Origin of the sequence: Streptomyces sp. TLI_55 (assembly GCF_900206255.1) — a bacterium.
Lineage (GTDB): Bacteria > Actinomycetota > Actinomycetes > Streptomycetales > Streptomycetaceae > Streptomyces > Streptomyces aquilus.
Genome location: NZ_OAOJ01000001.1, coordinates 8,070,780 through 8,090,151, shown reverse-complemented (window position 1 = coordinate 8,090,151; position 19,372 = coordinate 8,070,780). Strand labels below are relative to the sequence as shown.

At 71.8% G+C, this 19,372-nt stretch carries 22 protein-coding genes; 12 read left to right on the top strand and 10 right to left on the bottom strand.

What is annotated here, in order from left to right:
• Positions 1–20 precede the first annotated feature (20 nt).
• Complete coding sequence (locus tag CRP56_RS37030; protein ID WP_097271589.1) at positions 21–986, bottom strand: pirin family protein; 966 nt, start codon at positions 984–986, stop codon at positions 21–23.
• 108 nt (positions 987–1,094) lie between these two features.
• Here CRP56_RS37030 and CRP56_RS37025 point away from each other — a divergent pair, with 108 nt between their 5' ends.
• The 3 genes from CRP56_RS37025 to CRP56_RS37015 are packed head-to-tail and all read left to right on the top strand — an operon-like array spanning position 1,095 to position 2,429.
• The gene (locus CRP56_RS37025; RefSeq protein WP_097271587.1) at positions 1,095–1,586 is read left to right on the top strand and encodes a MarR family winged helix-turn-helix transcriptional regulator; all 492 of its coding nucleotides are present in this window, start codon (positions 1,095–1,097) and stop codon (positions 1,584–1,586) included.
• The gene (locus CRP56_RS37020; RefSeq protein WP_097271585.1) at positions 1,583–2,032 is read left to right on the top strand and encodes a winged helix DNA-binding protein; all 450 of its coding nucleotides are present in this window, start codon (positions 1,583–1,585) and stop codon (positions 2,030–2,032) included. The genes CRP56_RS37025 and CRP56_RS37020 overlap by 4 nt, the downstream gene beginning before the upstream one ends.
• 49 nt (positions 2,033–2,081) lie before the next feature.
• Positions 2,082–2,429 carry a tetratricopeptide repeat protein gene (locus tag CRP56_RS37015; RefSeq protein ID WP_059194731.1) on the top strand — a complete coding sequence of 116 codons (348 nt, stop codon included), beginning with the start codon at positions 2,082–2,084 and terminating at the stop codon, positions 2,427–2,429.
• 68 nt (positions 2,430–2,497) lie between these two features.
• On the opposite strand, the gene CRP56_RS37010 is transcribed toward CRP56_RS37015, so the two are convergent.
• Entirely contained in the window at positions 2,498–3,883 is a 1,386-nt protein-coding gene (locus CRP56_RS37010) for a PepSY-associated TM helix domain-containing protein (RefSeq protein WP_097271583.1), read from the bottom strand.
• A gap of 136 nt (positions 3,884–4,019) precedes the next feature.
• Here CRP56_RS37010 and CRP56_RS37005 point away from each other — a divergent pair, with 136 nt between their 5' ends.
• Positions 4,020–4,667, top strand: coding sequence for a peptide deformylase (locus CRP56_RS37005; protein ID WP_097271581.1), 648 nt, complete (start codon positions 4,020–4,022; stop codon positions 4,665–4,667).
• A gap of 3 nt (positions 4,668–4,670) precedes the next feature.
• On the opposite strand, the gene CRP56_RS37000 is transcribed toward CRP56_RS37005, so the two are convergent.
• A complete protein-coding gene (locus CRP56_RS37000; RefSeq protein WP_097271579.1) occupies positions 4,671–6,086 on the bottom strand; it encodes a dihydrolipoyl dehydrogenase family protein in 1,416 nt (471 codons plus the stop codon).
• A 122-nt stretch (positions 6,087–6,208) separates the two neighbouring features.
• Between CRP56_RS37000 and trxA the strand changes: the two genes are divergently transcribed.
• On the top strand, positions 6,209–6,595 hold the full coding sequence (gene trxA / locus CRP56_RS36995) for a thioredoxin (protein WP_097274816.1): 387 nt from the start codon (positions 6,209–6,211) through the stop codon (positions 6,593–6,595).
• Positions 6,596–6,620: 25 nt separating this feature from the next.
• Here the strand turns inward: trxA and CRP56_RS36990 are convergent, their stop codons facing one another.
• From CRP56_RS36990 to CRP56_RS36980, 3 genes are read right to left on the bottom strand one after another with little or no spacing between them, the layout of a single operon-like run.
• The gene (locus CRP56_RS36990; RefSeq protein ID WP_097271577.1) at positions 6,621–7,799 is read right to left on the bottom strand and encodes a 4-hydroxybenzoate 3-monooxygenase; all 1,179 of its coding nucleotides are present in this window, start codon (positions 7,797–7,799) and stop codon (positions 6,621–6,623) included.
• A 39-nt stretch (positions 7,800–7,838) separates the two neighbouring features.
• On the bottom strand, positions 7,839–8,885 hold the full coding sequence (locus tag CRP56_RS36985; protein WP_179851210.1) for a LacI family DNA-binding transcriptional regulator: 1,047 nt from the start codon (positions 8,883–8,885) through the stop codon (positions 7,839–7,841).
• 38 nt (positions 8,886–8,923) lie between these two features.
• A complete protein-coding gene (locus CRP56_RS36980) occupies positions 8,924–9,604 on the bottom strand; it encodes a TetR/AcrR family transcriptional regulator (RefSeq protein ID WP_097271574.1) in 681 nt (226 codons plus the stop codon).
• Between the two features lie 99 nt (positions 9,605–9,703).
• On the opposite strand from CRP56_RS36980, the gene CRP56_RS36975 reads away from it, so the two are divergent.
• Positions 9,704–10,267 carry an NAD(P)H-dependent oxidoreductase gene (locus CRP56_RS36975; RefSeq protein ID WP_097271572.1) on the top strand — a complete coding sequence of 188 codons (564 nt, stop codon included), beginning with the start codon at positions 9,704–9,706 and terminating at the stop codon, positions 10,265–10,267.
• Between the two features lie 210 nt (positions 10,268–10,477).
• Here CRP56_RS36975 and CRP56_RS36970 read toward each other — a convergent pair whose 3' ends face one another.
• Positions 10,478–11,383 (bottom strand): LysR family transcriptional regulator, encoded by a 906-nt coding sequence (locus CRP56_RS36970; RefSeq protein ID WP_097274812.1) that lies wholly within the window; start codon positions 11,381–11,383, stop codon positions 10,478–10,480.
• Between the two features lie 130 nt (positions 11,384–11,513).
• On the opposite strand from CRP56_RS36970, the gene CRP56_RS36965 reads away from it, so the two are divergent.
• Entirely contained in the window at positions 11,514–11,708 is a 195-nt protein-coding gene (locus tag CRP56_RS36965; RefSeq protein WP_097271570.1) for a hypothetical protein, read from the top strand.
• 13 nt (positions 11,709–11,721) lie between these two features.
• On the opposite strand, the gene CRP56_RS36960 is transcribed toward CRP56_RS36965, so the two are convergent.
• The gene (locus CRP56_RS36960; protein WP_097271568.1) at positions 11,722–12,603 is read right to left on the bottom strand and encodes an LLM class F420-dependent oxidoreductase; all 882 of its coding nucleotides are present in this window, start codon (positions 12,601–12,603) and stop codon (positions 11,722–11,724) included.
• Between the two features lie 73 nt (positions 12,604–12,676).
• Positions 12,677–13,648 (bottom strand): TerC family protein, encoded by a 972-nt coding sequence (locus CRP56_RS36955; RefSeq protein WP_097271566.1) that lies wholly within the window; start codon positions 13,646–13,648, stop codon positions 12,677–12,679.
• A gap of 239 nt (positions 13,649–13,887) precedes the next feature.
• Here CRP56_RS36955 and CRP56_RS36950 point away from each other — a divergent pair, with 239 nt between their 5' ends.
• The 3 genes from CRP56_RS36950 (at position 13,888) to CRP56_RS36940 (ending at position 16,751) form a co-directional block, all read left to right on the top strand.
• Complete coding sequence (locus CRP56_RS36950) at positions 13,888–14,862, top strand: alpha/beta hydrolase (protein WP_097271564.1); 975 nt, start codon at positions 13,888–13,890, stop codon at positions 14,860–14,862.
• Positions 14,863–15,071: 209 nt separating this feature from the next.
• A complete protein-coding gene (locus tag CRP56_RS36945) occupies positions 15,072–16,121 on the top strand; it encodes a helix-turn-helix domain-containing protein (protein WP_097271562.1) in 1,050 nt (349 codons plus the stop codon).
• Between the two features lie 39 nt (positions 16,122–16,160).
• The gene (locus CRP56_RS36940; RefSeq protein WP_097271560.1) at positions 16,161–16,751 is read left to right on the top strand and encodes a S1 RNA-binding domain-containing protein; all 591 of its coding nucleotides are present in this window, start codon (positions 16,161–16,163) and stop codon (positions 16,749–16,751) included.
• Here CRP56_RS36940 and CRP56_RS36935 read toward each other — a convergent pair.
• Entirely contained in the window at positions 16,714–17,070 is a 357-nt protein-coding gene (locus CRP56_RS36935; RefSeq protein ID WP_097271558.1) for a hypothetical protein, read from the bottom strand. The genes CRP56_RS36940 and CRP56_RS36935 overlap by 38 nt on opposite strands.
• 160 nt (positions 17,071–17,230) lie before the next feature.
• Here CRP56_RS36935 and CRP56_RS36930 point away from each other — a divergent pair, with 160 nt between their 5' ends.
• Positions 17,231–18,058 (top strand): aldo/keto reductase, encoded by an 828-nt coding sequence (locus tag CRP56_RS36930; RefSeq protein WP_097271556.1) that lies wholly within the window; start codon positions 17,231–17,233, stop codon positions 18,056–18,058.
• Positions 18,059–18,176: 118 nt separating this feature from the next.
• Complete coding sequence (locus CRP56_RS36925) at positions 18,177–19,367, top strand: CaiB/BaiF CoA transferase family protein (protein WP_097274810.1); 1,191 nt, start codon at positions 18,177–18,179, stop codon at positions 19,365–19,367.
• The last annotated feature ends 5 nt before the right edge of the window (positions 19,368–19,372 follow it).

Here is a 19,372-nt window from a genome sequence, read left to right as displayed (position 1 = left end):
GACGTACAGTCCAATACGTCTCAGCGCACCCTTCCGCGCGGCTTCAACGGCAGCGGCGGCAGTTCCGGAGCCGGCAGCGGAGCCCCGTCGTACCCCTTCACCTCGCCGAAGCGCGTGCCCGTCATCCAGTCGGCGCGGGCCTGCTCGATCTCCTCCTGGGAGCGTCCGATCCAGTTCCAGAACATGATCAGCTCCTCCTCGAACGGCTCCCCGCCCAGCAGCATCAGACCCGCGTCCGACGCGGCGCGCAGCGGCAGTTCGGTGCGGCCGCAGCCGAGGTAGAGCATGGAGCCGGGCAGGACCGGGACGCCGTCCACGTGGGCCTCGCCGGACATGGACAGCACGGCGTACTCGAAGTCCGGTACCAGCGGGAGGCGTACGTCCGCGCCGGCGGCCAGCGCCAGGTCGGCGCCGACGATCGGGGTGTACGTCGTCCCGGGCGAGGTCGCGCCGTCGAGGTCGCCGAGGATGAGGGTGGCCCTCAGGCCGGGCGCGGTGATCTGCGGCAGCTCGGCGTGGTGCTCGAAGCGCGGGTCGGTGTGGCGGTGGCCGTCCGGGAGGGCGACCCACAGCTGGGCGCCGTGCAGGAAGCGGGCGTGCGACTTGGGGCTCTCCTCGGAGTGGCTGATGGCCCGTCCGGAGGTCATGAGGCCCAGTTCGCGCGGGCGGATCGTCTGGAGGCTGCCGGTCGAGTCGCGGTGCAGGACCTCGCCCTCGTGCAGCCAGCTGACCGTCTGCAGGCCCATGTGCGGGTGCGGGGGCACCTGCATGCCGGGTTCGTCGGCGATGTCGTCGGGGCCGTAGTGGTCGACGAAGCACCAGGCGCCCACCATGCGGCGCCCCAGGTTGGGCAGCAGTCGGCGGACCTCGCTGGACTCGCCGAGTTTGACGGTGCGCGGGCTGAGGAGTTCGCGAACGGGCTCCGCCACCACGAAGCCGCGGCCGCCGCACAGGGCGGGAGCCGCCTCGCGATCAAGATTGCTCATGCCGCCCAACCTAGCCCCGCGGACGGCATCCCGTCAGTCCGTCGTCCGGGCTGTGGCCGCTCCGAAAAATAGTAGCCATGTACATAGTAGCCATGTACTGTATCTGTCATGAGCAAGGGTTACGAGAAGGCGACACCCGGTTTCCTGGTGTGGCGACTGTCGATGAAGTGGCGGACCGCGGTCGACCGCGCGGTGGCCCCACTGGGCCTCACGCACGCGCAGTACTCGCTGACCGCCTCCCTCTACGGCATGCAGCGCGCCGGCGAGCGCCCCAGCCAGCGGCGCCTGGCCGACCAGACCGGCCTGGAGCCGCTGTACGTGTCCAAGCTGGCGCGCTCCCTGGAGTCGGCGGGCCTGATCGAACGCACCCGGGACCCGCGCGACCCGCGCGCCGTCCAGCTGGCGCTGACCGAGCAGGGCCGCGACACCACCCGGCAGGCCATCAAGGTCGTCCAGGGGCTGCTGGAGCAGCTCCTCGCACCGCTCGGCGGGCTCGACAGCCCACGCACCCGGGAGTTCAGCGCCGAACTCGCGACCCTGCTCGACGCACCTCTCGATCCACTCGCCGGCATCAGTGAGTCCGACAAGGAGCAGTCATGACCACCACCACACCTCCCCTGCTGAACCCGCGCGTCATAGCCCTGGCGCACTACGCGGCCCGAGCGGTCCTGGAGCAGGTACTGGCCCGCCACGACGTGACGTTCCAGCAGTCCGTCTCCCTCCGCCTCGCCGCCCTTGCCGACGGGCCGATGGAGCGGGAGCACCTCGTCGACGGTGTCGTCGGCTCGCTGAAGATCGACGCCGCGGAGGCCTCGGCCGTCGTCGACGAGCTGATCGCCGCGCAGCTGCTGGCCCCCCAGGAGCCGTCACGGGTGCGGATCACGGACGCCGGACGGGAGCTGTACGACACGACGTCCGCCGAGACCGCCCCCATCAGCGCCCGCGTCTACGCCGACATCCCCGTGGAGGATCTCGCCGTCGCCGGACGGGTGCTGACGCTCATCACCGAGCGGGCGAACACCGAACTCGCCACCCTGAACGGTTAGTGGAATATTCAATCACCGCGCTCCGTTGACGGCGTCGAAGGAGGTCAGAGTGGACATGACGTACTACGACCACGGAACGCCGGCGGAGCGCTGGGAGCGCGCGAGGATGTTCTTCGACGCCAAGGACTACGCCGCCGCGGCGCGCGTCCTGGGCAAGCTGGTCGAGGAGGTGCCGGAGCAGACCGGACCGCGGCTGCTGCTGGCCCGCTCCTACTACCACTCGGCCCAACTGCGCCGCGCGGAGGCGGAGCTGCGCATCATCGTGGAGCGCGACCCGGTCGAGCACTACGCCCGTCTGATGCTGGGCCGCACGCTGGAGCGGCAGAGCCGGCACGAGGAGGCCGAGCCGCATCTGCGCCTCGCGTCCGCGCTGGCCGGCGACTTCGACGAGCTGTAGACGAACCCGCACCACCAGACCGGGGCCCGGTTCCGCGAAAGGAACCGGGCCCCGTCGTCGTACCCGCGTCAGGCGTGGCGCTGCCGCCGGTGCGCGATCTCGCCCAGCACCACGTCGGCCACGAGGAACGCGGCCAGCGGAATGCCGAGCAGCGGCACGAAGTAGCCGAGGACCGCGATGACCGCGACGCAGGGCAGCAGGATCTGCGGGGGCACCTTCTGCCAGGCGCCGCGCGGGATCGGACGGCCGAAGGCGTTGCCGCGGCCGCGCATCCACCACATGCGGTAGCCCCACACGATCAGCAGGATCAGGGAGAGCGCCACGAGCATGAGGACGATCTGGTTGCCGAGGCCGAACAGGGTGCCGGTGTGCAGGTCGATGCCCCAGCGGGTGAGCTTGGCGAGCACCGGGAAGTCGTCGAACCGCAGCACGTCGGTGACCTGGCCGGTGGCCGGGTCGACGGCGACCGCGTCCTGCTTCTCGGGCCAGCTGCGCTGGATCTGCTTCACGACGTACGCCGACGACGCGTCGGCCGGCGGCACGATCTCGACGGGATCGCCGAGGCCTTCGGCGCGCGCGGCGGCCAGGACCTTGTCGAGGCCTACGCCGTGCTCGGCGTCCCCCGTCGAGGCGGCGGCGCCGTGCCCGGAGTGGTCGCCGCCGGCGGTCGCCGACACCGAGGGCGTGGTCTGGCCGAGCGAGCTGCGCAGGTCGTCGATGCTCGCGCCGGCGTAGGTCGACCAGGTCAGACCGGTCACCGACAGGAAGAAGAAGCCGAGGGCGGCCCAGGCGCCGACGGTGGCGTGCAGCCCGAGCGTGCGGCGCCGCCCTTCGGTGCCGCGTACCTTGCGCCGGGCCCGGCGCCGGGTGAACCACAGCACCAGACCGGCCCCGGCGATGACCCACAGCCAGCTCGCGGCGAACTCCGAGTAGAGGCGGCCGGTTTCGCCGAGGTGCAGATTGCGGTGCAGCTCGGAGATCCAGGTGCGCAGCGGCAACGCGCCTGAGGAGCCGTACTGTTCGAGGGCGCCCTCGACCTTGCCGGTGTACGGGTCGACGAAGACGGCGAGGGTGTGGTCGGGGCCGACGCCCTTGACGCCGGACAGCAGGACCCTGGTGGTCGCGTCGTCCGTCGGGGAGGGCCGGACGGCCGCGACGGATCCTTCGGGGTGGGCCTCGCGGGCGGCGGTGACCTGCTCGGATATCGGCAGCTTGGCGTCGCCGACGGCGGAGACGGTCATCTCGTCGGCGTACAGGATCTTCTCGGCCTGGAACGAGGTGGCGTACAGGAATCCGGTGACCGCGGCCACCAGCAGGAAGGGCGCGACGAACAGCCCGGCGTAGAAGTGCAGACGCAGCACCAGCGGGCGCAGCGGCGCCCAACTGCCGGTTCTTGGCGGCGGGTCGGCGGCTTTCCGGGTCTCGTCGGCGGTCGTCGGAGGAGCGGAGGTCATCGGCGGTGTACTCCGGAGGGTGGGGACGTGCGTGGCTTGTTCCGGTCGGTCCAGTAGTCGGACGGAACCCGCCCCGAGTTCCCGGAGGTCGAAGTGGCCTGCGTCACACGGGCGGACGGCATGGCATCCTGGCGCGATGGCAACTCCCCCGGATCACAAGCCCCTTGCCGAGCTGGTCGAGGAACTCCTCGCCACCGACGGTCCGCTGCCGATCGTGGCGGCCGGCGATCCGGTGCTGCGGCGCGGCACCGAGCGTTTCGAGGGCCAGCTGGACTCCGCGCTGCTGGCCCGGTTCGTCGAGGCGCTGCGCGTCACCATGCACGCGGCCCCCGGCGTGGGCCTCGCGGCGCCGCAGGTGGGGGTGCCGCTGCGGATCGCGGTGATCGAGGACCCGGCGCCGGTGCCGGACGAGATTCGGCTGGCTCGGGGGCGGGTGCCGCAGCCGTTCCGGGTGCTGGTCAATCCGTCGTACGACGGGGTCGGTACCGTGCGGGCCGCGTTCTTCGAGGGCTGTCTCAGCGTGCCGGGCTGGCAGGCGGTCGTGGACCGGTTCGACCGGGTGCGGCTGACGGCCGAGGACGAGCACGGGCGGTCGGTCGACGAGGTGTTCTCCGGGTGGCCCGCGCGGATCGTGCAGCACGAGACGGACCACCTGGACGGCACGCTGTACCTGGACCGGGCGGAGCTGCGCTCACTGTCCTCGAACCAGGCGATGGCGGAGCGCTGGGCGCAGCCGACGCCCAGGGAGGCGGCTGCCGCCCTGGGCTTCCCGCTGCCGGACTGACGCTCAGCTGTCCCGGAACGTCTCCAGCAGGCGCAGCCACACCTCGCTGATCGTCGGGTAGGCCGGGACGGCGTGCCAGAGCCTGCTGATCGGCACCTCTCCGGCTACGGCGACGGTCGCGGAGTGGATGAGCTCACCGACGCCCGGGCCGACGAAGGTGACGCCGAGCAGGATCTCGCGTTCGAGGTCGACGACCATGCGGGCCCGGCCGCGGTAGCCGTCGCCGTACAGGCCGGCGCCGGAGACGTTGGCGAGGTCGTAGTCGACCGCGCGGACCCGGTGGCCGGCCTGTTCGGCCTCCGCGAGGGACAGGCCGACGGCGGCCGCCTCGGGGTCGGTGAAGACGACCTGGGGCACGGCGGAGTGGTCGGCGGTCGCGGTGTGCGCGCCCCACGGGTCGGCCTGGACGTCGGTCCCGGAGGCACGGGCGGCGATGGCGGCTCCGGCGATGCGGGCCTGGTACTTGCCCTGGTGGGTGAGGAGGGCACGGTGGTTGACGTCGCCGACGGCGTAGAGCCAGTCGGTGCCGGTCACGCGAAGGCTGTCGTCGACGTCGAGCCAGGAGCCGGCTTCGAGGCCGACGGTGTCCAGGCCGATGTCGTCGGTGCGCGGGGCGCGGCCGGTGGCGAAGAGGATCTCGTCGGCCTCGATGCGGTCGCCTGCGTCGGTGACGGCCACGACGGTGCCGTTCTCCCGGGTCACCGACCGGACCGAGGTGCCGGTGCGGACGTCGACGCCGGCCTCGGTGAGCGCCTCGGCGACCAGTTCGCCGGCGAAGGGCTCCATGCGGTTGAGCAGCCCCTTGCCGCGCACGAGGAGGGTGACCCGGGAACCGAGGGCCTGCCAGGCCGTGGCCATCTCGGTGGCGACCACTCCCCCGCCGACGACGATCAGCCGGCCGGGCGCGGCCTTGGCGCTGGTGGCCTCGCGGCTGGTCCAGGGCTTGACCGCGTCGAGTCCGGGCAGGCCCGGCAGCACGGCGCGGGTGCCGGTGCAGACGGCGACGGCGTGCCGGGCGGTGAGGACCTTGTCGCCCACGGTCACGGTGCGCGGGCCGGTCAGGCGGCCGTGGCCGCGGTAGAGGTCGGCCCCGATGCTGTCCAGCCACCGGATCTGGCCGTCGTCCTTCCAGTGCGAGGTGTACTCATCACGGCGGGCGAGGACCGCGGCGGTGTCGAGGGGGCCCTGTACGGCGGGGGCGAGGCCGGGCAGTCGGCGGGCGTCGGCCTGGGCGATGACCGGGCGCAGCAGGGCCTTGCTGGGCATACACGCCCAGTACGAACACTCGCCGCCGACCAGTTCGCTCTCCACGACCGCGGTGGAGAGGCCGGCCGCGCGCGTGCGGTCGGCGACGTTCTCCCCCACGGGCCCGGCTCCGAGCACCACGACGTCGTACACAGTGGATTCCGTTTCCGTCATAGGGGTCAGTCTGCTGGGTGGTGTGCGCGCGGGCCACATGGGTACGCGCGCGGAATACCTACCCGGCAGGCCGTGTTTGTGCGCATGGCTAGGCCCCGACATCAGGAAGAGGGATGCGTGCCATGAGCAACACCGTGGAGCTCACCAAGGAGAACTTCGACCAGACGGTCACGGACAACGACTTCGTCCTGATCGACTTCTGGGCGTCCTGGTGCGGGCCGTGCCGTCAGTTCGCGCCCGTGTACGACAAGGCCGCCGAGGAGAACCCGGACCTGGTCTTCGGGAAGGTGGACACCGAGGCGCAGCCGGAGCTGGCCGCGGCCTTCGGTATCCAGTCGATTCCCACGCTGATGATCGTCCGTGACCGGGTGGCCGTTTTCGCGCAGCCGGGCGCGCTGCCGGAGGCGGCACTGACGGATGTGATCGGTCAGGCCCGCAAGCTGGACATGGACGAGGTCCGCAAGGCGGTCGAGGAGCAGCAGGCGAACGCGGAGCCGAACGGCCAGTAGTGGCGCGGGATTTACCCTGGGGTGTTCACCACTCCAGGGGAAGTCCCGTGTAGTTCGCGGCCAGTTCGGCGGCGGCGTACCGGGACGCGGTGATCCGCCGCAGCCGGGCGAGCTGGAGCCGGTCGTCGAAGGGGTCGGCGCCCGGGCGGGTGTGCAGCATCGTCGTCATGTCGTACGAGAACCGGGTGGCCTGCCAGACCCTGGCGAGGCAGGACGCGGAGTAGCGGTCCAGGAGCTGCTCGGAGCCGGTGCGGTGCAGTTCCGCGAAGGCGCGGGCGAGCAGCCGGACGTCGGAGACCGCGAGGTTGAGGCCCTTGGCGCCGGTCGGCGGGACGATGTGAGCGGCGTCGCCCGCGAGCAGGAGCCGGCCGTGCCGCAGGGGTTCGTGGACGTAACTGCGCATCGGGGTCACGGACTTGGCGGTGATCGGGCCGCGGTTCAGCGTCCAGTCGGCGTCGATGGCGAAGCGGGCGGCGAGTTCGTCCCAGATCCGGTCATCGGGCCAGTCGTCGGGGTCGGTGCCGCCCGGCACCTGGAGATACAGGCGGGACACCTGCGCCGAGCGCATGCTGTGCAGGGCGAAGCCGCCCGCGCCGCGCGCGTAGATCAACTCCTCGCAGGACGGGGCGACATCGGCGAGGACGCCGAGCCAGGAGTACGGGTAGTCGTGGGCGTACGTCCGCCCGATCCCGGCCGGGAAGGTGTCGCGGGCGATGCCGTGGAAGCCGTCGCAGCCGACGACCCAGTCGCAGCTCACCGTCTGCTCACGGCCCTCGTGCAGGAACCGTACGACCGGGGTGTCGGACTCCGGCTTCTCGATCGTGAGCGCCTCCGCCTCGAACAACAGCGGCGGCCCGTCGGCCAGTTGGAGCGCGACGAGGTCCTTCACGATCTCGGTCTGGGCGTAGATCGTGACGGTGCGGCCGCCGGTGAGGACCGGGAAGTCGATGTGGTGGCGTTCCCGGTCGAAGCGCAGCTCGATGCCCTGGTGGACCAGGCCCTGTGCCGCCAGCCGGTCGGCCGCGCCGCACTCCCGCAGGGCGTCGACCGTGCCCTGCTCCAGCATTCCGGCCCGCTGGCGCCGCTCGACGTATTCCCGTGTCCTCGCCTCCAGGACGACGCAGTCGATGCCCGCGTGGTGCAGCAGCCGGGCGAGGAGCAGTCCGGCGGGGCCGCCGCCGATGATGCCGACCGTCGTGCGCATGGCCCGTCTCCCCTCGGTGAGCGGTTGCGCGCCAGCCTTTCAGCTCGACTCGCGGTGCACCACCGTGGCTTCCAGCACCTTGTGGGTCTCGGGCGCGGCGGCGGGGTTGCGCACCGCACGGTCGACGAGTTCGGCGAGGTCACGGCCGGAGGGCAGCTCCAGCCGGACCGTGCTGAGCCGGGGGCGCAGCAGCCGGCCGAGCATGAGGTCGTCGGCGCCGATCACGGCGGTCTCGCCGGGGACGTCGATCCCCTGGTCCAGCAGGGCGCGCATGAGCAGCATCGCGTACTCGTCGTTGTACGCGAACACCGCGTCGAGCCCGAGTTCGCGCCAGCGGGCGGCGAGCCGGGCGCCGGCCTCCTCGGTGTACGCGAGCGGCAGGTCGGTGACGGTGGCGTCGGTGCCGCGCAGGGCGGCGCGGACGCCGGCGAGGCGGGGCAGGGAGAAGGCCTCCAGGCCCGTCTCCTCGGGGACGACGACGCCGATGCGGCGCCTGCCGCGCTCGTACAGGTGGCGTCCGGCACGGTGGCCGACGGCCTCGTGGTCCATGAGCAGGGCGTGGGCGCCGTCGACGGTCTCGGGGCCGAGGGTGACGACGGCCCGGGCGCCGGAGCGCTTGAGGACGGCGACGCCCTTCGGACCGAGTCCGGCGCCGGGCACCAGGACGGCGACGGGCCGCAGCTCGGCCCAGGCACGGGCGGCCTCGTCGCCGTGGAGGCCGACGCTGCCGTGCTGGACGACGGTGTAGTCGAGGCGGCTGAGGGCCCACTGGAGCTCGTTGATGAACTGGCCGTAGAGCTGGCCGACGGGGATGGTCGGGGCGGGCATCAGGACCAGGCGGCTGTGTCCGGCGCGCAGGCTGCGGGCGGCCGCGTGCGGCACGTAGCCCAGCTCCTTGGCGGCCTCGTGGACCCGGCGGCGGGTGGGTTCGCTGATCCGGACGGCGCTGGTGTTGTTCAGGACGTAGGAGACGGTCGCGCGCGAGACGCCTGCCAGGCGGGCCACATCGGCGCTCGTGGGCACGGAGCGCGGTGCGGGGGCCCCGGGGGCGGGCGTTTTCGGTATCTGCACCATGACGTACGGCATCTTTGCAGAACCTGTGGAGACCGCTCCCGGCGGGGCTCTCAGGCGGGCGGGGCGGTCCGCGTGACCCGGGCGACGAGGTCGGTCCAGCCGGCCTCCAGCCGCTCCATGGGCATCCCGCACTCCCTGGTCAGGTGATGGATCTGGGCCGGGTCGAGGTACGCGAGCAGCGACCGGGCCAGCAGCTCGCAGTCGGCGTCCGGCACGATCTGGCGCAGCAGGATCGCCACATGCATGCCCATGGCCCGGTAGGTGGGGTGGGAGTACCGGCGGGTGGGCTCCGGCTCGGCGGCCAGCTGGAGGTCGAGCTGCTCCTCCAAGCGGTAGAGCAGGGCCACGCCGAAGGCGCGCAGCCGCTCCAGGGGCGGTGCGCCGGGCCCCAGGGGCGGCGGGCCGCTCATGAAGTCCGCCTGGAGCTGACGCGCCGAGTGGTCCAGCAGTGCCATGAGCAGGCCGGTGCGGTCGCCGAAGCGACGGAAGACGGTGCCCTTGCCGACCTGGGCGGCGGCGGCCACGGCCTCCATGGTGACCCCGGCCGCGCCGTGCTCGGCGATCAGTTTGGCGGCGGCCTCCAGCAGCCGGGCCCGGTTGCGCGCGGCGTCGGCGCGCAGGCACTGCTCCTCCTCGCGGGTACCGAGCTGGAACACCTCGGTCTCTCGAAGAGGATCTTGGGACCGCGGGAGCGGCGGCAGATCGGCGGACATGACGACAGCGTAAAGCATCGGGAATGAAACTGGACCGTGGTCCGGTTAGGGTGATACACAGTAAACGGACCCCGGTCCGGATTGTGACGGCAGTGTTTCAGTATCCCTGGAGTTAGCATGTCTGTTCGTATCCTTGCGCTCGTCGGCAGCCTTCGCGCCGGTTCGCACAACCGCCAGCTCGCCGAGGCGGCCGTCAAGTTCGCTCCCGAGGGTGCGACCGTGGAGCTCTTCGAGGGCCTGGCCGACATCCCGTTCTACAACGAGGACATCGACGTCGAGGGCAACGTCCCCGCCCCCGCCGCCAAGCTGCGTGCCGCCGCCCAGGCCGCCGACGGCTTCCTGTTCTTCGTCCCCGAGTACAACGGCACCATCCCGGCCGTCCTGAAGAACGCCATCGACTGGCTGTCCCGCCCGTACGGCGCCGGCGCCTTCGGCGGCAAGCCGGCCGCCGTGGTCGGCACCGCGTTCGGCCAGTTCGGCGGCGTGTGGGCGCAGGACGAGACCCGCAAGGCCCTGGGCATCGCCGGCGCGAAGGTGCTGGAGGACGTCAAGCTCTCCATCCCCGGCTCCGTGGTCCGCTTCGCCGAGACCCACCCGGCCGACGACACCGAGGTCGCCGAGCAGCTGACCGAGGTCGTCGCCCGTCTGCACGGCCACGCCGGCGAGACCGTCGCCGCCTGATCGTCCGCACCACCTCGCGGGGGCCGGAGCCGCTGAAGCTCCGACCTCCTCCGCAGCACCTCGAAAGGGGCCGGAGCCGTCGAAGCTCCGACCTCCTCCGCAGCACCTCGAAAGGGGCCGGAGCCATCGAAGCTCCGACCTCCTCCGCAGCACCTCGAAAGGGGCCGGAGCCATCGGCGCTCCGGCCCCTTTCGCGTGCCCTTCGGCAGGTCAGGCGACCGCGGTCGGGGCCAGTTCCCTGAGCTCGGTCAACGCGGCCTCCACCGCGGGGCGTTCATGCCCGCCGCGCCGGGTGCAGGTGAGGAACCTGCGGTGCGGGTTGCCCGTGCACGGCACCCGGCTGATGGGCAGGTCCGGGGTGAGCTGGGCCAGCCGCGGGATGAGCGCGACGCCGAGCCGGTGGGCGACGAGCTGGGCGGTGACGTTCCAGTCCACGGCCTGGTGCACCACCTCGGGACTGAACCCGGCCTCCCCGCAGGCGGAGATGATGTGGGTGTGGCAGGGGCTCTCCGGCATGGGCGCGATCCAGTCCTCGTGCGCCGCCTCCGACAGGTCGACGCGTGCCCTGCCCGCCAGCGCATGACCGGCGGGCACGACGAGGTCGAACGGGTCCTCCAGGAGCGGCCGTTGGTCGAACCGGGCGTCGCTCAGCGGCGGGTTGGACGGGGTCGCCTCGACGATCGCCAGCTCGACCTCGCCCTCGAAGAGGAGGTCGAAGCTCTCCGGCACCCCCGCCTCCCGGATGCGGACGGCCAGCCGCGGATACCGCTCCTGGAGCCGGGCCGCCATCGGCGCCAGCAGCACCGAGATCGCCACCGGATACCCGCTCACCCGCAACGGCCCGGCGGGGGCGCCCCGTTCGGCGCGCAGATCGAGCTCCGCCTGCTCCCAGCGGGCCTGGATGGCGTCGGCGTGCGTGAGCAGACTCTCGGCGGCCGGGGTGAGACGTACCCCCCGGCCCTGCGGTTCGAGGAGGTCGACGCCCAGGTCGCGGGCGAGCTGACGGATCTGCTGCGAGGCGGCGGACGGCGTGAAGTGCAGGGCGCGGGCGGCCGCGGTGACCGTGCCGTAGTGCGCGACCGCTCGCAGGACGTGAAGCCGGCGCAGGTCAATCATGAAGCCCACGCTTCAAGGTGCCGTCCAGAAAGTCAACCTGGACGTGTACGAAAGCGATGCCGCACCCTGGATCGTGTCGCGACGGTCCCATCCGCGCCGGCCAACCGGCCACGACGTACGAGGAGTTCCCATGACCAGCACGACCCGCACCGGCTGCCCGCACTGCGGATGGCCGGACGATGCCGAGCCGTTCCAGGTGGTGTCCCGGCACGCGACCGCCGCGGGCAGCACGCTGTGGACGCGGTGCGGCTGCGGTTCCCTGCAGGTCCGCACCGTCGACGACCGCGGGACGCGCATCGTCTCGCGCAGCGGCCCCGCCCAGTAGTGCTTCGAAGGGTTCAGTCGAGCCCGGCCAGCCGCTCGACGGCCGGGGCCGCGAAGCGTTCGATGAACGCCGCCGGTTCGGCGGTGCGGGGCGAGAGGATCACCGTCTCGATGCCGAGCTTGGTGTAGCCGGTGATGTCCCGGGTGAAGGCATCGAGGTCACCGGTCGCGAGCGCCTCGCCGGAGTAGGCGACGGTCTTGCGGATCGTGTCGTAGTCGCGGCCCTCGGTGTCGCAGTGGCCGCGCAGGACGTCCAGCTTGTGCGCGACCTCCTCCGGGGTGGTGGTGAAGAGGTTGCAGGCGTCGCCGTACCGGGCGACCAGCCGGAGCGTCTTCTTCTCACCGCCGCCGCCGATCATGATCTCGGGGCGCGGGCTGCTGACCGGGGCCGGGACGCACAGGGTCTCGGCGAGCCGGTAGTGCTTGCCCTCGAACGGACCGTTGGCCTCCGGATCCCACATCTGGAGGCAGATCCGCAGGGTCTCCTCCAGCCGCTCGAAACGCTCGGCGACCGGCGGGAACGCCACACCGAGGCCCGCGTGCTCCCGGTCGTACCAGGCCGCGCCGATCCCGAGGGTGGCCCGGCCGCCGGACAGCACGTCCAGCGTGGTGGCGATCTTGGCGAGCAGGCCGGGGTGGCGGTAGGTCACCCCGGTGACCAGGGCGCCGAGCTGCACCGTGGAGGTACGGCCGGCGAGGTAGCCGAGCGTCGTGTACGCCTCCAGCATCGGGTCCTCGGCGCCGCCGTTGAACTCCATCTGGAAGTAGTGGTCCATCACCGACAGCCAGCTGACCCCCGCGACCTCAGCGGCGGCGCCCGCCGCGCCGAGTTCGGCGGCCAGCGCCGGGCCGCCTCCGGGGTGGTCGAACCGGTTGATGTGCACGCCGACCCGCATGGCGGTCTCCGTTCCGCTGGACCTTCGTCGTCCTTGCAGACGCTAGAACTTCGAGTGCTCTCGAAGTCAAGCGTCACGGCCGCGCGACGCGCTCCTCTTGCGCCTCCTGCTTCTTGGAGGCGCGCAGGCTCGTGAACGTGGTCACCGCGAGGACGAGCACGATGAAGCCCAGGGAGAAGGGGATGCCGATCTCCGGAACATGTACGCCGGACTCGTGGAGCGCGTGCAGCAGCAGCTTCACGCCGATGAAGCCGAGGATGATCGACAGACCGTAGCTGAGGTGCACGAGCCGCTTCAGCAGGCCGCCGATGAGGAAGTACAGCTGGCGCAGGCCCATCAGGGCGAACGCGTTCGCCGTGAAGACGATGTACGGCTCCTCGGTGAGCCCGTAGATCGCGGGGATGGAGTCGAGCGCGAAGAGCAGGTCCGTGGTGCCGATGGCCAGCATCACCACCAGCATCGGGGTCATGACCCGCTTGCCGTTCTCCACGATCCACAGCCTGGTGCCGTGGTAGCGGTCGGCGACGCCGAAGCGCTGCTCGACCATCCTGAGCATCTTGTTCTCCTCGTACTCCTCCTCGTGGCCCCCTTTGCGGGCGTCCTGGACCAGCTTCCAGGCGGTCCAGATCAGGAAGGCGCCGAACAGGTAGAACACCCAGGAGAACGCCGAGATGATGGCCGCGCCGGCCGCGATGAACCCGGCACGCAGCACCAGGGCGAGCAGGACGCCGACCATGAGCACCCGCTGCTGGTACTGGGAGGGCACCGCGAACTTGGACATGATCAGGACGAAGACGAAGAGGTTGTCGACGCTCAGCGACTTCTCGGTGATGAACCCCGCGAAGAACTCCCCGGCCGGGCCTCCCCCGCTGAAGACGAGCAGGCCGATCCCGAAGAGAGACGCGAGCAGGACCCAGACGCCGGTCCAGACACCGGCTTCCCTGACGGACACGTCGTGCGGTGTGCGGCCGATGAAGAAGTCGACGGCGATCAGCACGCACAGGGCGGCGACGGTCACCAGCCAGGTGGTGAGGGAGACGTTCACGTGGTGCTCCTGGGGCGGGTGGGGCCGCGCGGATGAGGCCTTGACAGCGTTGTCTCAGGTTCGGATCCCTTCCACCTCCGCAAGGTGAACAACGGGTCACGACCTGGCAAGATCGGCGTTCACGCCGGTGCCACCCGCCGTTCGGCGGACAGGTTCCGCCGAACGGCGGCCTCCGGAGCGCGGGACACGGGGCCAATGATGGGCACTCGAGCCGCCGCATCCCCGCGTGAGGAGAAGAAATGAGCCTGGTCCCGCCGCCCTTCGATCCCGAGCTGGCCGCCGCCCTGGAACTGATCAAGGACGTCATCTCCCCCGGCCTCGCACTCGACCAGATCGACGAGATACGCCAGGGGCCCGGGATCGCCCTGCTCGCCGAGCTGGACCTCACCCTCGACGGCTTCTTCGAGGTCGAGGACCGCAAGGTACCGGGCCCCGAGGGCGCCCCCGAGATCTCGCTCCTGATCTGCCGCCCCACCGCTCCGCCCGCCTCGGGTCCGCGGCCCGTCATCTATCACGTCCACGGCGGCGGCATGGTCATCGGCAACAACAGGGTGGGCGTCGACGTCCCGCTGGCCTGGGCGAAGGAGGTGGACGCGGTCGTGGTGTCGGTCGAGTACCGGCTCGCCCCCGAACATCCGCATCCCGCGCCCGTGGAGGACGTGTACGCCGGGCTGGTGTGGACGGCGGAACACGCGGCGGAGCTGGACGCCGATCCGGAGCGGATCGTCATCGCGGGCGCCAGCGCGGGCGGCGGCCTGAGCGCGGCGCTGGCCCTGCTCGCACGGGACCGCAAGGGGCCGGGGGTGATCGGGCAGGTCCTGATGTGCCCGATGCTGGACGACCGCAACGACACTCCGTCCGCCCACCAGATGGCGGGCGTCGGCGTCTGGGACCGTACGGCCAACGAGACCGGCTGGACGGCGCTGCTGGGCGAGGCGCGCGGCGGCCCGGACGTGCCCGCGTACGCCGCACCGGCCCGCGCGGCGGACCTGTCCGGCCTGCCGCCCGCCTTCCTCGACGTGGGCTCCGCGGAGACCTTCCGGGACGAGGTCGTCGCCTACGCGTCCCGCATCTGGCAGGCGGGCGGGGTGGCGGAGCTCCACGTCTGGCCGGGCGGCTTCCACGGCTTCGACGGCTTCGCCCCGCAAGCGGCGGTGTCCCAGGCGGCTCGGGCGGCTCAGCTGCGGTGGCTGCGACGGCTGCTGGGGAGCTGAGGGGGCGGTTCGCCTCTGGTGGGTTGCTCTGATGGGCTGCTGGGCTGCTCTGATGGGCTGCTCTGGTGAGTTGCTCTGGTGGGTTGGGGCGAGGCCAGGTGGGCTGGGGGCGGGGGGCGAGGCCGTCCGCCGTGGGCGCCGGCCCACGCTCCCCCTCCTCACCTCCCCGGCCCTCCCCATTCCCCACCCTCATCCCGCACCATGGACCCATGAAAGAGCTGGCCGGGCGCCTGACCGCGCTGGACCCGGATGCCGGGGCCGCGGTGCAGGTCATCGCCTACTTCGATCGGCTGGCCGAGTCGCGCGCCGGGCTGGAGGCGTTGGTGCGGGGCGCCGCCGTGCTGGCCGGGGTGCCCGCGCGGCTCGTCGACGGGGAGCGGCGGGTGCAGGTGCGCGTGGAGGCCGACGGCACCCGGCGTGACTCCCAGGTGCCGCCCGACCCGGCGTGGCCGTCCGCCGCGCTGTCGCCGGACGGCGTTCCCGCGCTGTGGCTGGAGCGGGCCGGGGCGGAGCCGAGCGTGGTGGACGCGGTGATCCTGGAGCGCGCCGCCGGTGCCGTACGACGGGTGCTCGACCGTACGCGGGGACGGGCCCCGGCGGACGATCCCGCGTTGGTGGAGACGCTGCTCGATGCCACGGCCCCGGAGTCGGCGCGGCTGCACGCGGCACGCCGGCTGGGCCTGACCCCGGCGGCACACGCGCGTGCCCTCGCCCTGGCCGACGGTCCGCCCCAGGTCGTCCCCGAGCAGACGGCGGACGAATCGCCCGCGGGGAGGGTCGGCGCAGGTCCGGGCGTCCCGCCCGCGGAGAGGGTCGGAGCAGGTCCAGGCGTCCCGCCCGCGGGAAGAGTCGGCGTGGGCCCCGCCGTCCCGGTGCTCCGGTTGCCCGAGTCCTGGGCCGCAGCCCGGATCGCGCTGCGGTTCGCCTCGGAGGAGCCCGGCCGTCGTGTCGTGCACGCCGAGGAGCTGGGCAGCCTCGCACTGCTCGCCGACCTCGTGGCACCCGGCGCCGAACCCCCGGCCGACGTACGGGCGTTGGACACGGCCGCGGCGACGACGCCCTGGCTGCTCGCGACGCTGGACGCGGTCGCCTCGACGACGAGCCTCAGGGCTGCCGCCACGGAGATCAACGTCCACCACTCCACGCTCCAGGACCGCTTGGCCCAGGCGGAGCATCTGCTGGGCTGGCCGGTCCGCACCCCGCAGGGCCGCTTCAGACTGCAACTGGCGCTGGCACTGCGGCACTTGGCCCGCGCTTAGTTCTTCCCGGTGCGAAGCTCCTCGTGAAAGGCTGGGAGCATGATGGGCGGACCGGCCGAGCACCCGGAACTCTGGGCCTTCCTGGAGTCACTGCGCCTCGGCGAGTTCCTTTCCGGCACCGTCGCGGCGATCGAACCGTTCGGTGTGTTCGTGGCGTTGGACGACGGCCCCGCCCATCCGGTCTTCCCCGGCGTCGGGTTCATCTCCGTCGCCGAACTGTCCTGGCAACGCTTCGAGGCAGTCTCTGACGTCGTACAGGTGGGACAGCGCGTGTCGTGCGAGTTCCTCCAGTTCGACGATTGGAATCTGGAGGCCCGGCTGTCCTTGAAAGCCGGACAGCCGGACCCCTTTCAGGCCTTCGCCGACACCGTCACCGTGGGACAGACACTGTCCGGCCGGGTCACCAAGCTGATCCCGTTCGGCGCCTTCGTCGAGGTCGCCGCCGGCCTGGAGGGGCTGGTGCACCTGCGGGAGCTCGCCTGGACGCCGGTGGAGACCCCGTCGGACGTCGTGCGGGTCGGTGACGGGATCACGGTGGTCCTCACCGGGATCGACCGGGAGCGACACACGATCACCCTCTCCCGACGACAGGTCACCGGAACTCGTGGACGACCTCGATCTCCCCGATGATGTGGGCGTTGAACTCGTCCAGCTCCTCCGCCGGCACCCACAGCTCCAGGATCGTCCGGCCGCCCGCCTGCTGGACGGGGTAGCGGCGCAGGAACTCCGCGTCGACCTCGAAGCGGGTGACGTATCCGACGCCGCTGTGCTTCACGTTCCAGTCGCGGGCGATCCTCACGGCGTAGTCCTCGTTCAGGACGGGGTAGAAGATCGGCTGCTCGGGCAGCCGGGGCGGCCAGGCGCGCCAGTTCAGCTCGCGCACCAGGGCCAGCTCCTCGGGGCCGGTGGGGCGCCAGAGGGTGGTCGTGGTGGGGCGGGGGCTGGTCATGGGTTCGCTTTCGGTCGGGGCAGAGCGGCGGCGAGTCGGCCGTCGACGCCCGTCGGTCAATGCCATGAACGTATCCGCTGATCAGGCCCCGGGCACATCATTTTCTTCACCCCATACCCGCGTTTGCAATTAACCCGCGCCTGCAACTACAGTCGCCTGCATGAGTCCGACCTTCCCCACCGTGACCCTCAACAACGGCATCGAGATCCCGCAGCTCGGCTTCGGCGTCTTCCAGGTGCCCGACCCCGAGACCGCCGCGGCCGTCACCTCGGCCCTGGAGGCCGGGTACCGCAGCATCGACACGGCGGCGATCTACGGCAACGAGGCGGGCGTCGGCCAGGCGCTCGCCGCGTCCGGCATCGCCCGCGACGAGCTGTTCGTCACCACCAAGCTGTGGAACGCCGACCAGGGCTACGACGCCACCCTCAAGGCCTTCGACGCGAGCCTCGCCAAGCTGGGCCTCGACTTCGTCGACCTCTATCTGATCCACTGGCCCACCCCCGCCCGTGACCTGTACCGCGAGTCGTGGCGGGCCATCGAGAAGCTCGCCGGCGAAGGGCGCATTCGCGCCGCGGGCGTCTCCAACTTCCAGCCCGCCCATCTGCGGCGGCTGCTCGACGACAGCTCGCTCGTCCCGGCCGTCAACCAGATCGAGCTGCACCCCGGCCTCCAGCAGCGCGAACTGCGCGCACTGCACGCCGAACTGGGCATCGCCACGGAGGCCTGGAGCCCGCTCGCGCAGGGCGCGGTGCTGGGTGAGCCGGTGCTGACGTCGATCGCCGAGCGGTACGGCAAGTCGCCCGCCCAGGTGGTGCTGCGCTGGCACCTCCAGCTCGGGAACGTGGTGATCCCGAAGTCCGTCACCCCGTCCCGCATCCGCGAGAACGCCGACGTGTTCGACTTCGCCCTCACCGACGAGGAGATGACGGCGATCGCCGGGCTCGACCGGGGTCTGCGGACGGGTCCGGACCCCGACACCCTCAACTAGGGACGTCCCGACGCGCGGCCCGGACAGGTTCCGGGAGGAGGTTCCGGCCGGTGTGTGGTGTGTGACTCACCTGGGGCGGGTTGGCAGGGGCGGAAAGGTGGCCGTACAAATGGGGCGCATGAGCGTACCGAAGCTGCCCCTCGACGGGATCACGGTCGTCAGCCTGGAGCAGGCCGTCGCCGCGCCCTACGCCACCCGGCAGCTGGCCGACCTCGGGGCCAGGGTCATCAAGGTGGAGCGCCCTGGCGACGGCGACTTCGCCCGCCGGTACGACACGACGGTGCACGGCCACTCCAGCTATTTCGTCTGGCTGAACCGCTCCAAGGAATCCCTCACCCTGGACCTCAAGGACCCCCGGGGACTGGAGATCCTGCACCAACTCCTCGACGGCGCCGACGTCTTCGTACAGAATCTCGCCCCTGGGGCGACCGACCGGCTCGGCCTCGGCACGGACGCGCTCGCCGAGCGGTACCCGCGGCTGATCCCGTGCACGATCTCCGGGTACGGCACCGACGGCCCGTGGGCGGACCGCAAGTCGTACGACCTGCTGGTGCAGTGCCAGACGGGGCTGGTGTCGCTGACCGGGACGCCCGAGGAGTCGGCGCGGGTCGGGATCTCCGTCGCGGACATCGCCGCCGGGATGTACGCCTACACCGGCGTTCTCACCGCCCTCTACACGCGCGCCACCACCGGGAAGGCGCACGCGGTGGAGGTGTCCCTCTTCGAGGCCCTGGCCGAGTGGATGGGCCAGCCGGCCAACTACACCCGCTACGGGGGCTCCCAGCCCCCGCGCCTGGGCACCCAGCACGCCACCATCGCCCCGTACGGCGCCTTCACGGCCGCCGACGGCAAGGACGTGCTGTTCTCGATCCAGAACGAGCGCGAATGGGCCGCCCTGTGCGCCGAGTTCCTCGACGCCTCCGGGCTGACCGAGGACCCGCGCTTCGCCACCGGTTCCGACCGGGTCGCCCATCGCGACGCGATCAACGCGATCGTCGCCGAGCGCTGTGCCCGGTCCGACGCCGCGGAGATCCTCAAGGACCTGGAGGGCATCGGGATCGCGTGCGCCGGGGTCAACGACGTGGCCGCGTTCCTCGACCACCCGGTGCTGGCGGCCCGTGGCCGCTGGCGCGAGGTGGCCGTGCCCGGCGCCACCGTGCAGGCGCTGCTGCCGCCGGCCGACCTCGCGGGGCTGCCCGCGCGCATGGACCCGGTACCGGCCGTGGGTGAGCACACGGAGGCGATCCTGGAGCAGTTGGGCCGCACCGGCGACGACATCGAGGCGCTGCGCGCCGACGGTGTGGTCTGAGTGCA

Bases quoted from the DNA above. Each gene is read 5' to 3' on its own strand.
- CRP56_RS37005 (WP_097271581.1), top strand. From the start codon at position 4,020: ATGGCAACTCCCCCGGATCACAAGCCCCTTGCCGAGCTGGTCGAGGAA.
- CRP56_RS37030 (WP_097271589.1), bottom strand. From the start codon at position 986: ATGAGCAATCTTGATCGCGAGGCGGCTCCCGCCCTGTGCGGCGGCCGC.
- CRP56_RS36950 (WP_097271564.1), top strand. From the start codon at position 13,888: ATGAGCCTGGTCCCGCCGCCCTTCGATCCCGAGCTGGCCGCCGCCCTG.
- CRP56_RS36985 (WP_179851210.1), bottom strand. From the start codon at position 8,885: ATGCCGTACGTCATGGTGCAGATACCGAAAACGCCCGCCCCCGGGGCC.
- CRP56_RS36975 (WP_097271572.1), top strand. From the start codon at position 9,704: ATGTCTGTTCGTATCCTTGCGCTCGTCGGCAGCCTTCGCGCCGGTTCG.
- CRP56_RS36970 (WP_097274812.1), bottom strand. From the start codon at position 11,383: ATGATTGACCTGCGCCGGCTTCACGTCCTGCGAGCGGTCGCGCACTAC.
- CRP56_RS37025 (WP_097271587.1), top strand. From the start codon at position 1,095: ATGAGCAAGGGTTACGAGAAGGCGACACCCGGTTTCCTGGTGTGGCGA.
- CRP56_RS36935 (WP_097271558.1), bottom strand. From the start codon at position 17,070: ATGACCAGCCCCCGCCCCACCACGACCACCCTCTGGCGCCCCACCGGC.
- CRP56_RS37000 (WP_097271579.1), bottom strand. From the start codon at position 6,086: ATGACGGAAACGGAATCCACTGTGTACGACGTCGTGGTGCTCGGAGCC.
- CRP56_RS36980 (WP_097271574.1), bottom strand. From the start codon at position 9,604: ATGCTTTACGCTGTCGTCATGTCCGCCGATCTGCCGCCGCTCCCGCGG.
- CRP56_RS37020 (WP_097271585.1), top strand. From the start codon at position 1,583: ATGACCACCACCACACCTCCCCTGCTGAACCCGCGCGTCATAGCCCTG.
- CRP56_RS37010 (WP_097271583.1), bottom strand. From the start codon at position 3,883: ATGACCTCCGCTCCTCCGACGACCGCCGACGAGACCCGGAAAGCCGCC.
- CRP56_RS36990 (WP_097271577.1), bottom strand. From the start codon at position 7,799: ATGCGCACGACGGTCGGCATCATCGGCGGCGGCCCCGCCGGACTGCTC.
- CRP56_RS36930 (WP_097271556.1), top strand. From the start codon at position 17,231: ATGAGTCCGACCTTCCCCACCGTGACCCTCAACAACGGCATCGAGATC.
- CRP56_RS36945 (WP_097271562.1), top strand. From the start codon at position 15,072: ATGAAAGAGCTGGCCGGGCGCCTGACCGCGCTGGACCCGGATGCCGGG.
- trxA (WP_097274816.1), top strand. From the start codon at position 6,209: ATGAGCAACACCGTGGAGCTCACCAAGGAGAACTTCGACCAGACGGTC.
- CRP56_RS36960 (WP_097271568.1), bottom strand. From the start codon at position 12,603: ATGCGGGTCGGCGTGCACATCAACCGGTTCGACCACCCCGGAGGCGGC.
- CRP56_RS36940 (WP_097271560.1), top strand. From the start codon at position 16,161: ATGATGGGCGGACCGGCCGAGCACCCGGAACTCTGGGCCTTCCTGGAG.
- CRP56_RS36965 (WP_097271570.1), top strand. From the start codon at position 11,514: ATGACCAGCACGACCCGCACCGGCTGCCCGCACTGCGGATGGCCGGAC.
- CRP56_RS36925 (WP_097274810.1), top strand. From the start codon at position 18,177: ATGAGCGTACCGAAGCTGCCCCTCGACGGGATCACGGTCGTCAGCCTG.